The sequence below is a fragment of the Stenotrophomonas sp. STEN038 genome, from assembly GCF_056759895.1.
The window spans coordinates 17,325-29,492 of the sequence record NZ_JBRRDW010000002.1; the positions used below are offsets into that span (position 1 = coordinate 17,325).

Here is a 12,168-nt window from a genome sequence, read left to right on the forward strand (position 1 = left end):
CGCGAACGCCGCTGGCGCCGCTGTTTCCTCCGGGTGAGTCAGGTAATGGCTGCGCGCAGCCAAGCGTGTACGGACGTGATGTCGGGTAGCGCAGTCAAGGCATGGCTGTCGCGTCGTTGGCCGACAAGTACGCCAATGCCTTTGAGTTGCTGAGCGGCCTGGAAGCCGTGTTCGTCGGTGAGATCGTCGCCGATGAAGACCGGGCGCCGGCCTTGGAAAGGCGGAGATTGCATCAGTTGCTGCAGGGCGCGGCCCTTGTCGTGGCTGCTGCCGACGAACTCGATGACGTGGTTGCCTGGTTGCAGGCGCACGTCGCGTAACTCCGGCAGTTGTGCGTTGGCGAATGCAATCACGGCCGCGCCAGCATCCGGCGCATTGCGCCAGTGCAGGGCCAGCGCTTGGCCCTTGTTTTCGATCATGACGCCGGGATGGGCGTGTGCCAGTTGCATCGCGCGCTGGTGCAGTGTGTGCAACCAAGTTGCGGTGTCTGTCTGGGCGAGCTCTGCATCGACGGAAGTGAGCAATTGCGCGCCGTGCAGGCCAGCCATGGGCAGGCGCAATGGCGCGAACATCGCCTGCAGTTGGCTGACGGGGCGGCCACTGAGCAGCGCCAGCGCGCCCCCCAGACGTTGCTGCACGCTGGCCAGCAGCGCGAGCAGGGACGGGTCGGGCGCTACCTTGTCCGGATGGTCGGCAAAGGCGAGCAGGGTGCCATCTACGTCGAGAAACAGTGCGTCGTCGTCTGCCAGCGCCGGAGGGGGCGGTCGCTGTAGGTCATCAAGCATGCGGTGACTATGCCGCAGGGGTTGTTACAGGAAAGTCATTTGGGGTGAATGGGTTTTGCTCCAGGTGCTTCAAGAGCGCCCTCACCCCAACCCCTCTCCCGCAGGCGGGAGAGGGGCTCGCATAGCTTGCGCTCGTAGTGCACTAGCCCCTCTCCCGCCTGCGGGAGAGGGGTTGGGGTGAGGGCAAGCTGCTGCTCTTCACCCAAAACAAAACATCACTTGCTAACCGCAAACTCAATCCGGCGGTTCTGCGCACGGCCGTCGTCGGTGTCATTGCTGGCACGCGGCTTTTCCTGGCCATAGCCCTTGGCGGTGAGCGTATCGGCAGCAACACCGAGCTCGGCCAACTTGGCAACCACCGCATCTGCGCGCTGTTGGCTCAAGGTGACGTTGGCAGCTGCATCACCGGTGTTGTCGGTGTGCCCACCCACCTCGATCTTCGTGCCAGCAGGTGCCTGCTTGATCGCATTGGCGGCGCTGGTCAGCGTTTCCAGGCTGTCGCGGGTGATGGTGGCCGAACCTGTGTCGAAATAGATGTTCATCAGGTTCAAGGCCTTGACCAGATCATCGCCGCTGAAGCCGGCCTTGAGTCCAGACAATGCCGCCGCCGCACGATCCCACAGACCACTGATCTCGAAGCCGCCGAACAGGCTGCGCAGCTTGTCACTGACAGTGAAGCGATCCGCTTCGGACAGTCCGCTGGTGTCGATGTTGAGCTTGTCACCATCGAAGCCGAACTTCAGGCCCTTGGCTTTCAGCTCCGGCAGCGCGGCGATCAGCTTGTCCAGCCAACCGGCTGGCAAGGTTGCCGGATCGACGGTGATGTTGCCGGCAAGATTGCCCTCACCGAAGTTGGCTTTCAGCGCGTCCCACAAGCGGGTCTTGTCGGCCTCGCTGGCGACCTGGCCACTGACCGTGACCTTGCCGTCGGTGTTGTCGAAGCCAAAGCGTGGGTTGGCCTGGACCACGGGGGCTGCGGGCTGTGTGCTTGCAACCGGTTCGACCGGCGCTGGCGCAACCACTTCTTCCTTCTTGCAGCTGCGGAACAGCAGGAAAGCAGCAAGCAGGAGAATCAGCGGGATCAACCATTTCCAGAAGCCGCCTGAAGTCTTGGCCGGTACGGTGCCGCCGCCGCTATAGCCTGCCGTTGGCGTTGCGGTTCCAAACCAGCGCTCGTAGTCCGCAGGACGCGAAGTGGGGATTGTTCCGCCCTGGGTAAGCTGGCCGACTATCTTTGGTAGCAACCACGCACCAGCCATGTTCACCGCTGCTGCTGGAATGCCGAGCTTGCTGGCAATGCCGCTGGCCAGGTTCTGGCCGAAGCCGGCACTGAACTGATCTGGTTGCAGTACGTTGTCGCCAGGCGTGGTGCCAATCCACGAAGAGAGCAGACCATCCAGGCCGGCATCGGTGAAACGTTTCTGCAGGCCGACAAAGCCGCCGTTGGCAGGATCGAAAATGACATCGACAAGCTGGCGCACGAGGCGCCCTGCATTGTCGCCGAGGTGAAAGCGGCTTGCCGCTTCGCGAATCAACGACTCGAACATATACGCCTCCGCAAGGGATGAACCGGGCTGGAATGAGCCGGCAGGCGTAAGGAGCGCCCAGCGCTGTTAAAGCTGGATGAATTCGGGGTTTTTGGTTCTTTAGCTAGAAGCTGCCCCTCACCCCAACCCCTCTCCCGCGCGCGGGAGAGGGGCTAGTGACTAGCAGCTGACGCGATCCGAGCCCTCCCGCCTGCGGGAGAGGGGTTGGGGTGAGGACAGGCTTTTAACAAGCAATCTCTCACCCCGCACACCCAATCAGAACGTAAACCGCACCCGCCCATACCAATACGCGCCATTGCTGCCGATTGGCGACAACACGTCGTACGGCAGGTTGCCGAAGTAGTAGATGTCTTCGTTCGACTTGTCCGGGTAGTTGTCGGTCAGGTTCTGTCCGCCGACCGCCACGCTCCACTGCGGAGTGATGCGGTATTCCACTTCCGCATCCAGCTGCCATTCGGCCTGGTAGGTCTGGGTCGGGATGTAGCCGCCGCCAAAGTCGAACACACGCGTCGCGCTGCCGTATCGGCTCACGCGGCTGCTCAACGACCACTTGTCATTGGCCCAGCTGGCTGCCAGCTGCGCGCGTGTGCGCGGGGCGGCGTCGGTCAGCGTATTGCTCTCTTCCACGCCGAACAGCACATAGTTCGGGTTCAGTGCCAGCAGCTGCGACGGTGTGGCGACGACGTTCTTCAGCTCGGTCTTGGCGTAGCTCCAGGTACCGGTCAACAGCAGCTCGCCGTCACCCAGCGATTGCCGCCAGTTGCCGACGAACTCGGCGCCGCGGGTGCGCGTATCGGCAGCGTTGACGAAGTAATGCGCGCTTTCCAGCCCGCCGATGCCGAACTGCTGCTGCACGAAATCGGTCAGTGCATCGCCGGTGATGTTTTCCGACAAGGCGATGCGGTCATCGATGTCGATCTGGAACAGGTCCAGCGACAGGTCGAAATGGCTGCCGATCTGGCTGGTGAAGCCCAGGCTGTAGTTGACCGACTTCTCAGGCTTCAGGTCGGTGGCGCCCAAGGCCCGCGCGATCGGATTGTTGACCGATAGCAGACGGCCCTGCACCAACTGGCCACCGGCGGTGTAACCGGTCGAGGTGGATTCGTAACCGATCTGGCTCAGCGACGGTGCGTGGAAGTTGTTGGAGACCGAGCCACGCAGGGCGAAGGCCGGTGCAAACGCGTAGCGCGCACCGATCTTGCCGGTCAGCTCGCCGCCGAAATCTTCGTAATGCTCATAGCGGGCGGCGATATCGGTGGAGAACTTCTCGCCGAAGGTGGAGGACAGGCTGGTGTAGGCGCTGATCACGTCGCGCGACAGATCGGCTTCATCCTGCGGGGTCAGGCCACCGCCGGCCTGCGAACCGGTCGGGCGGTTGGTGTAGGGGCCGGCTGCATAGCTGGCCGGGTCGCCGGCTCCGGTTTCGTAGCGTTCGTGGCGGCCTTCGATGCCGAAGCCGAGGCTGTGGGTGTCATTGGTACGCACGAAGATGCGGCCGAAATCGAGGTTGGCCACGGTCTGGGCGAAGCTGAAATCGGCGGTCTTGAAGCGCGTCGGGCTGGTCGGGCCGAGCGAGGCGTTGAGCGAGTTGCGCAGGCGGTAGGTGAACTCGTTGCGGCCGTGGTCGAGGCTGGCGTCGTAGTTCCAGTCGCCCAGTTCGCCACGGGCACCGGCCACCAGCTGCACGTCCAGGTTCTCGCCTTCGGAGATCGGGCGGTAGCCGTTCGGATACAGCTCTTTCCAGTTGGCTTCGCCGTCCGGGTAGCGGAAGTAGTTGGCGCCTTCGGTATCGCGCTGGTTGTAGGTGCCGAAGGCATAGGCCTTGGAGGCGGTGCCGAACGGGATTTCGGTATTGAACCAGGCGTTGAGGTCCTTGCTGGCGCCATCGCCCAATGAGTAATTGCGCTTGCCGGCCAGGGCCAGGTTGTCCGGGGTCTGCGCTTCCCATGGCGGGATCTGGTCGAAGCCGGCACGGTTGGTGGCTTCGCGGTTTTTCAGTTCCAGGCCGACGCGCAGGAAGCCGCCGTCGTCCGTCAGCGCGGTGCCGACCTTGGCGCTGAAGTAGCTGGTCTGGCCATCGGTCAGGGTGCGGTCGATCGGCTTGAGGTCGGTGTGGTGCGCGCCGAAGCTGGCCTCAATGGCGCCGCCTTCCGGCGCGTCGTCGAGGATCACGTTGATCACGCCGGCCACCGCATCGGAGCCATACAGCGCGCCGGCACCGTCACGCAGCACCTCGATGCGCTTGATTGCGCTGACCGGGATGGCATTGAAGTCGACTGGCGTGGTGCCCTTGCCGATCTTGCTGTCGGTGTTGACCAGGGCGCTGTTATGGCGGCGCTTGCCGTTGATCAGCACCAGCACATGGTCGGGCGACAGGCCGCGCAGCTGTGCGGCGCGGATGTGGTCGGCACCGCCGGAATTGGACTGACGCGGGAAATTGAACGAGGGCAGCAGCGCCTGCAGCGCGCTGCCCAGCTCACCGTTGACCACGCCGGCCTTGCGGATGTCCTCGGCGCTGAGCACGTCCACTGGCGAGGTGGATTCCAGCACGGTGCGGTCGACCGCACGGGTGCCGGTGACGATCACCGTATCCAGGTTGGTGGCCTGCTGGGCATTTTGGGCAAAAGCGGGGGAAGACAGCGCCAGCGCGATGGCCAGGCCGAGCGGGGCCGAGGTGAGGCGGGACATGGGGACTCCAGAAACTGTGGGGAAGGCGGGACGTGGGGGAGGCGTGGATGGCGGAAAGATTTCAGTTAACACTTACATCCATCCGGATGAAGCGATATATTATCTTCGCGTTAACAGCGCCCGGGATGCAAGTCCTGCTGGCAATGGGCTGATAGCCAAACGCGATATCCCCTGCGGTGCCTTGGATGCCACCGTGTTGTTCCTGTCCGGAGGTTTTCCATGAAGTTGCACGCTGTCCTGTTGCCCCTGTTGTTTGCCGTTGCCGCAAGTGCCCACGCCGCGCCGCCTGTTGCCGAACCCGCGCCGAGTGCCCAGTTGCACGGCGATGCCGCGCGACCGGCCGAAGCCGGCGGCTGGGTGCGCAGCGAGCTGTATTTCGGCGTTGGCGAGGAAACCGGGCCGTCGGCACGTGAGCAGACCGATGTGATCAGCGATGCGCAGTGGCGCGCCTTCCTCGACAAGGAAGTCACCCCGCGCTTCCCCGATGGCTTGACCGTGTTCGATGCCTACGGCCAGTGGCTGTTCCGCGGCGCACCCGAGCCGAACCGACTGCGCACCAAGGTGCTGGTGATCCTGCACGAGGACAGCCCGCAGCGCCGCAACGACATCGAAGCCATCCGCCTGGCATGGAAACAGGCCACCAAGCACCAGTCGGTGCTGTGGTCGCGGCAGCCGGTCGAGGTTTCGTTCTGATCAGCACTGGATCGGCTAGCCTGCGGGCAGCCGCCAACTGCAGATGAGCTTCTCGATGACGCCCCTGATATCCACGTCCCGCTGCCGCTTTGCCACCCATGGTCTGCTGCTTGCAGCTTTTTCGCTGCTGGCAGCGCCAGCATTCGCGGCAGATGACAGCGAGATCCGCTTCGAGGTCGCAGCCGGCGCGAGCGCGCATGCGCGCTTGCTCGGCGATGGCAGCGTGGAGGTAGGCACCAATCGTTCACCGGCCCGGCAGGTGCTGCCTGCGTCCACGAACGAGGAAGGCGGCGGCACGCGCCTGGGCCACGCCGACTACAACTTCGACGGTTACCAGGACCTGGATTCCAGTGCCACGCTGGGCCAGGTCAACGAATCGGTCACGGTTTACCTGTACGAGCCGGCCAGTGGCCAGTTCCGCGCATTGGCCGCACCTGAGGGCCCGGAGATCAGCTGCGAAGGCTTCTGGTCGCTGACCCCGGACCCGGCCACACGCACGTTGAGCAGCAGCTGTCGCAGTGGGCCGATGTGGTACAGCGATATCTACCGCTTTGAGGGCGACAGGGTCTACCTGTACCGATCGATGCGCAACGCCTTCCTCGACACCGAAGCGCTCGCGCAGGTGTTGACGCTGGCTGAAGTGGAAGATGCGGAGGTCCTCACGGTCTGGAGCACCTGGGATGCCGCAGGCAAGCGGCTCGAAACCGCCATCTGGAATGCCTTCGATCCGCCGCTGAAAGACGCCCCGATGCCAGGCCGCAGCGCGTCGGTGGTGCCGGACAAGCTGCTGCTGTACGGCAAGGCCGGCGACACCGCCACCAAGCGTTACCTGCTCAAGGGCGACCGCGTCGAACTGCTCGATGAAGCCGACGGCTGGCTGCAACTGCGTTACCGCAACCCCAGCCGCGGTCCGGTGCTTGGCTGGGTGAAACTGCCCACGAACGAATGATCTGTAGCATCCGCACGTAATTTTCCGGCGTTACCATCGCTCCGCTTTCCTGACGATATCCCCCATGAATTCTTCCGCTTCAACATTCCGTCCGCGTTGGTTCGTCGCAGGCGATCTCAACGGCTTCTTCGGCCTGGTGGTCGACAACCTGTCGATCCTCGGCTTCATCGCGATGGCGCTGGTCGGGATCTTCCAGTTCCCGGCCGATGTGGTGTTTGGCCGCATGTTCCCCGGCACTGCTTTCGGTGTGCTGATCGGCAACCTGATGTACACGGTGATGGCGCGGCGCCTGGCTGCACGCACTGGCCGTGATGACGTCACCGCGATGCCGCTGGGGCTGGATGCGCCAACCAGCATCGGCATGGCGCTGCTGGTGCTGGGCCCGGCCTTCGTCGGCTTCAAGCAGCTGGGCATGGACCCGCAGGCGGCGGCGATGGCGACCTGGAAGCTGGGCATGGCCTCGCTGGTGGTGATGGGCCTGCTCAAGCTGGTGCTGTCCTTCGTCGGCGATGCGGTCACCCGCCATGTGCCACGTGCGGCGCTGCTCGGCTCCATCGGCGGCGCGGCGCTGACCCTGCTCGGCTTCCTGCCGCTGATCGAGAGCATGCGCCAGCCGCTGGTTGGTTTGGTCACGCTGGGTGTGCTGCTGTACGTGCTGGTCGCGCGCGGCGTGGTGCCGCTGCGCTTGCCGGGCGTGCTGTTTGCGCTGCTGGTTGGCGTGGCCTTGTATTACGGGCTGGGTGCAGCAGGTGTGCTGACCGGCTTCCAATGGCCGCCGGCAATCTCCTTTGCCGCAGCCTTGCCGCTACCTTCGCTGGGCTTTGTCGAGGGCCTGCCGCTGACCGTGCCGTATCTGTCGTTGCTGCTGCCGTTCGGCCTGCTGATGGTGGTGGGCGGCATCAACGTGGCGGAGAGCGCACGCGCTGCCGGTGACGACTACCGCACCCGCGACATCCTGCTGGTCGAGGCCATCGCCACGCTGATCGCTGGCGTCTGCGGCGGTGTCGCACAGACCACGCCGTATATCGGCCAGCCTGCTTACAAGCGTTTGGGTGCACGTACCGGCTATACGCTGCTGACCGGCCTGTTCATTGGCATCGGCGGCATGCTCGGCGTAGTCGCCGGGCTGGTGCAGTGGCTGCCGGTGGCGGTGCTGGCACCGATCATCGTCTTCGTCGGCCTGGACATCACCGTGCAGGCATTCCAGCAGACCAAGCGTGAGCACGCGATCGCGGTCGCGCTGGCCTTCCTGCCGGCGATTGCCTACCTGATCAACATCAAGTTCGGCACCTGGGTGGCGCCCGATGCGGCCGCAGCGCTGTATGCGGCGGTCGATGGCCATGGCCTGTCGGATGTGGCCACGCTGCAGCTGTTGGGCAATGGTTTCATCATCTCGGCGATGATCTGGGCGGCTGCGCTGGTGGCCTTGATCGAGCGTCGCGCTGGCGTGGCGGTAAGCCTGCTGTTCGTGGCTGCCGCGTTGAGTGCGTTCGGCGTGATCCATTCCACCGATCCGCGCGGCGGCATCTACCTGCCGTGGCAGCTGGAAGGCCTGCGCCAGGCCATCACCTTGCAGGTGACGGCTGCCTATGCGGTGCTGGCGGGCGTCATCGGCCTGATGTCGCTGCAGAAACAGCGTTGATGCACGAGGCTTGAACCGCCGGGGAACCCGACGGGATAAACAGGGTCACACCATCACATGCAATAAAGGTGCAAGTGATGCAGAAGCGCAAAGCAGTGTGGCCCTGGGCCGTGGTTGGCGTCGTCGCGGTTGGCGGCGCTGGCTGGTGGTTGTTCCGTGATGATGTGGCGCAGCTGCGGCAGGCAACGGCAACCGTTGCTCCGCTGGTGGATAGCCCGGCTACACCGGCGATCCAAGCGCCGGCTACGCCCGAACCAGCGGCCGAGCCGAAATACCCGCTCGACGTGGCTGCTGACCCGGCCTTGCCGGCATTGGCCGACAGCGATGCTTCCAGTTGGCAGGCGTTGAGCGGCTTGTTCCCCGCAGATGCCTTGGCCGTGCTGCTGCGCGAGCAGCTGATCCAACGCGTGGTGGTTCACGTGGACAACCTGACCCAGCCCAGCCTGCCAGGTGCGGCGATGGCCGTGCGGCCGTTGCCGGGCGCGTTGCAGGTGGAGCAGGGCAGTGCTGGTGGTGAGCAGTTGGCAGCCGCCAATACCACGCGCTACGCGCCCTACGTGGAGGCCTTTACCCGTGCCGACGTGGGCGCCGTAGCGGCTGCCTACAAGCGCTTCTATCCCTTGCTGCAGCAGGCCTACCGCGATATCGGCCACCCCGATGGTCATTTCAACGACAGGCTGGTGGCGGTGATCGACCACCTGCTGCAGACCCAGGAGCCCGCCCGTCCGCTGGCAGTGGAGCCTGACGGCAAGGGCCGTTATCGCTTCGTCGACCCGGCGCTGCAGTCGCTGTCGATCGGGCAGAAAGCCTTGCTGCGCATGGATGCCGGCCAGCAACAGGCGGTGAAGCAGCAGCTGCGGGCACTGCGCGCGGCGATCACGCGCGGCTGAGCCGCGCTGCCGCTTGCGTTGGATCAAGGTTGCGGTGACGGCAGCTGGTGATACTGGAGCGGGATTGCGATTGCAGCTGAACAAGGGCCACATTCACCCTTGAATCACGCCGTTGCAACCGCATCTGAATCAGTATCGCCAGCAATGCTGGCCTCCCAACTTTGAGGAAGAAGACCCATGCGGATGGACAAGCTCACCTCCAACTTCCAGAAGGCGCTGTCCGACGCGCAGTCCCTGGCGGTCGGTCGCGACAACAACATCATCGAACCGGTACATGTGCTCAGCTCGCTGCTTGATCAGCCCGGTGGCAGCAGCCGGCCCTTGCTGGCCCAGGCCGGCGTCAACGTGCCGGTGCTTCGCGAGCGGCTGACCGAGGCGCTGGATGCATTGCCCAAGGTGTCCGGCCAGGCCGGCAGCCTGTCGATGGGCAACGATCTCAATCGCCTACTCAACAACACCGACAAGCTGGCCCAGCAGCACAACGACCAGTTCATTGCCAGCGAGTGGTTCCTGCTGGCGGCGGTGGACGATGGCGGCCCGGCCGGCATGGCCCTGCGTGCTGCTGGCGCTGACAAGAACAAAGTAAAGGCCGCGATCGACAAGCTGCGCGGCGGAGAAACCGTGCAAAGCGAAAACGCTGAAGAGCAGCGCCAGGCGCTGGAAAAATACACCATCGACCTGACCGCGCGTGCCGAAAGCGGCAAGCTCGACCCGGTGATTGGCCGCGACGAGGAAATCCGCCGTACCATCCAGGTGCTGCAGCGCCGTACCAAGAACAACCCGGTGCTGATCGGTGAACCCGGCGTGGGCAAGACCGCGATTGTCGAAGGCCTGGCCCAGCGCATCATCAACGACGAAGTGCCCGAGGGCCTACGCGGCAAGCGCGTGCTGTCGCTGGACATGGGCGCGCTGATCGCCGGTGCCAAGTTCCGCGGCGAGTTCGAAGAGCGGCTGAAGGCCGTGCTCAATGACCTGTCCAAGAACGAAGGTCAGATCATCCTGTTCATCGACGAGTTGCACACCATGGTCGGCGCCGGCAAGGGCGAGGGCGCGATGGATGCGGGCAATATGCTCAAGCCGGCGCTTGCGCGTGGCGAGCTGCATTGCATCGGCGCCACCACCCTGGACGAGTACCGCCAGTACATCGAGAAGGACGCTGCGCTGGAGCGCCGCTTCCAGAAGGTGTTTGTCGGTGAGCCCACGGTCGAGGACACCATTGCCATCCTGCGTGGCCTGAAGGAACGCTACGCGGTGCACCACGGCGTGGAGATCACTGATCCGGCCGTGGTTGCAGCGGCGACACTGTCGAACCGCTACATCACTGATCGCCAGCTGCCGGACAAGGCCATCGACCTGATGGACGAGGCCGCTTCGCGCATCCGCATGGAGATCGACTCCAAGCCGGAGGAACTTGATCGTCTTGAGCGTCGTTTGATCCAGCTCAAGATCCAGCGCGAAATGCTGAAGAAGGAAAAGGACGACGCCTCGCGCAAGCGCCTGGCCGATCTGGAAGCCGACATTGACACGCTGGAGCGCGAGTTCTCCGACCTCAACGAAATCTGGAAGTCGGAGAAGGCAGCGCTGCAGGGCGCGACCAAGATCAAGGAGCAGGTCGAGAAGGCCAAGCTGGATCTGGAAGCCGCACAGCGTCGCCAGGACTTCGCCAAGATGAGCGAGATCCAGTACGGTCTGCTGCCAAATCTTGAGAAGCAGCTCGCTGCCGCGCAGGAAGTGGACCGCAAGGACTTCCGGCTGGTGCAGGACAAGGTGACCGACGAGGAAATCGCCGAGGTCGTCTCGCGCTGGACCGGTATTCCGGTCAGCAAGATGCTCGAAGGCGAGCGCGACAAGCTGCTGCGCATGGAAGACATGCTGCACAACCGTGTGGTTGGGCAGGAAGAAGCGATCCGCGTGGTCTCCGACGCGGTGCGGCGTTCGCGCGCAGGCCTGTCGGACCCGAACCGTCCCAGTGGCTCGTTCCTGTTCCTGGGCCCGACCGGCGTGGGCAAGACCGAGCTGACCAAGGCGCTGGCCGACTTCCTGTTCGATTCGCCGGACGCGATGGTGCGCATCGACATGAGTGAGTTCATGGAGAAGCACAGCGTGTCGCGCCTGATCGGTGCGCCCCCGGGTTATGTGGGCTACGAAGAAGGTGGCTATCTGACCGAAGCGGTGCGTCGTCGCCCGTACAGCGTGATCCTGCTGGACGAAGTGGAGAAGGCGCATCCGGATGTGTTCAACATCCTGCTACAGGTGCTGGACGACGGTCGCTTGACCGACGGCCAAGGCCGCACGGTGGACTTCCGCAACACCGTCATCGTGATGACCTCGAACCTGGGCTCGCATCAGATCCAGGACATGAGCGGCGACGACAGCCCGGAAGCCTATACGCAGATGAAGGCGGCGGTGATGGGCGTGGTGCAGGCGCACTTCCGTCCGGAGTTCATCAACCGCCTGGACGACATCGTCGTATTCCACCCGCTGGACAAGCAGCAGATCAAGCAGATCGCACGCATCCAGATGCGTGGGCTGGAGAAGCGGCTGGGTGAGCGTGGCCTGCGTCTGGAGGTGTCGGATTCGGCCTTCGATGTGCTGGGCAATGTTGGTTTCGACCCGATCTATGGCGCACGCCCGTTGAAGCGTGCGATCCAGGCCCAGTTGGAAAACCCGCTGGCGCAGAAGATCCTGGCCGGCGAGTTCGTCAGCGGCGACACCATCAAGGTGGAAGCTGGTGGTGGCGGGCAGTTGCAGTTTGGCAAGGGCTGAAAGCCGGAGCCAACGCTTCAAAAGCTTTAAGAGCTGCCCTCACCCCAACCCCTCTCCCGCAGGCGGGAGAGGGGCTAGGGATGCGGCGGCTCGTAGTGCACTGAGCCCCTCTCCCGTTTACGGGAGAGGGGTTGGGGTGAGGGGAAGCTTCTAGCTAGAGATGCAAGCTTTCAAAGAGCATCACCTCATAACGCCCCCTCACAAGTAA

General features: G+C 64.0%; 8 protein-coding genes. 5 read left to right on the plus strand and 3 right to left on the minus strand.

All coding sequences use genetic code 11. The features are described 5' to 3' along the window. Positions 1-38: 38 nt before the first annotated feature. The 3 genes from otsB to ACVOLS_RS01100 form a co-directional block, all read right to left on the minus strand. A complete protein-coding gene (otsB, locus tag ACVOLS_RS01090) occupies positions 39-785 on the minus strand; it encodes a trehalose-phosphatase (protein WP_481544094.1) in 747 nt (248 codons plus the stop codon). 215 nt (positions 786-1,000) lie between these two features. Beyond that, entirely contained in the window at positions 1,001-2,332 is a 1,332-nt protein-coding gene (locus ACVOLS_RS01095) for an OmpA family protein (RefSeq protein ID WP_481544095.1), read from the minus strand. A 255-nt stretch (positions 2,333-2,587) separates the two neighbouring features. Next, a complete protein-coding gene (locus ACVOLS_RS01100; RefSeq protein WP_481544096.1) occupies positions 2,588-5,020 on the minus strand; it encodes a TonB-dependent receptor plug domain-containing protein in 2,433 nt (810 codons plus the stop codon). Between the two features lie 219 nt (positions 5,021-5,239). On the opposite strand from ACVOLS_RS01100, the gene ACVOLS_RS01105 reads away from it, so the two are divergent. The 5 genes from ACVOLS_RS01105 to clpB all read left to right on the plus strand — a co-directional run bounded on the left by ACVOLS_RS01105 (position 5,240) and on the right by clpB (position 11,960). Then, the gene (locus tag ACVOLS_RS01105; RefSeq protein WP_481544097.1) at positions 5,240-5,713 is read left to right on the plus strand and encodes a DUF3574 domain-containing protein; all 474 of its coding nucleotides are present in this window, start codon (positions 5,240-5,242) and stop codon (positions 5,711-5,713) included. A gap of 55 nt (positions 5,714-5,768) precedes the next feature. Next, on the plus strand, positions 5,769-6,662 hold the full coding sequence (locus tag ACVOLS_RS01110) for an XAC2610-related protein (protein WP_481544098.1): 894 nt from the start codon (positions 5,769-5,771) through the stop codon (positions 6,660-6,662). A 64-nt stretch (positions 6,663-6,726) separates the two neighbouring features. Continuing rightward, complete coding sequence (locus tag ACVOLS_RS01115) at positions 6,727-8,304, plus strand: hypothetical protein (protein ID WP_481544099.1); 1,578 nt, start codon at positions 6,727-6,729, stop codon at positions 8,302-8,304. Between the two features lie 77 nt (positions 8,305-8,381). Next, positions 8,382-9,194: a DUF3014 domain-containing protein gene (locus ACVOLS_RS01120; RefSeq protein WP_481544100.1), complete on the plus strand. Its 813-nt coding sequence runs from the start codon at positions 8,382-8,384 to the stop codon at positions 9,192-9,194. A 177-nt stretch (positions 9,195-9,371) separates the two neighbouring features. Then, positions 9,372-11,960, plus strand: coding sequence for an ATP-dependent chaperone ClpB (gene clpB / locus ACVOLS_RS01125; protein WP_481544101.1), 2,589 nt, complete (start codon positions 9,372-9,374; stop codon positions 11,958-11,960). Positions 11,961-12,168: the final 208 nt, after the last annotated feature.

What these genes read in the sequence shown, in the direction of transcription:
- otsB (WP_481544094.1), bottom strand. Translation starts at nt 785, where the DNA reads ATGCTTGATGACCTACAGCGACCGCCCCCTCCGGCGCTGGCAGACGAC.
- ACVOLS_RS01095 (WP_481544095.1), bottom strand. Translation starts at nt 2,332, where the DNA reads ATGTTCGAGTCGTTGATTCGCGAAGCGGCAAGCCGCTTTCACCTCGGC.
- ACVOLS_RS01100 (WP_481544096.1), bottom strand. Translation starts at nt 5,020, where the DNA reads ATGTCCCGCCTCACCTCGGCCCCGCTCGGCCTGGCCATCGCGCTGGCG.
- ACVOLS_RS01105 (WP_481544097.1), top strand. Translation starts at nt 5,240, where the DNA reads ATGAAGTTGCACGCTGTCCTGTTGCCCCTGTTGTTTGCCGTTGCCGCA.
- ACVOLS_RS01110 (WP_481544098.1), top strand. Translation starts at nt 5,769, where the DNA reads ATGACGCCCCTGATATCCACGTCCCGCTGCCGCTTTGCCACCCATGGT.
- ACVOLS_RS01115 (WP_481544099.1), top strand. Translation starts at nt 6,727, where the DNA reads ATGAATTCTTCCGCTTCAACATTCCGTCCGCGTTGGTTCGTCGCAGGC.
- ACVOLS_RS01120 (WP_481544100.1), top strand. Translation starts at nt 8,382, where the DNA reads ATGCAGAAGCGCAAAGCAGTGTGGCCCTGGGCCGTGGTTGGCGTCGTC.
- clpB (WP_481544101.1), top strand. Translation starts at nt 9,372, where the DNA reads ATGCGGATGGACAAGCTCACCTCCAACTTCCAGAAGGCGCTGTCCGAC.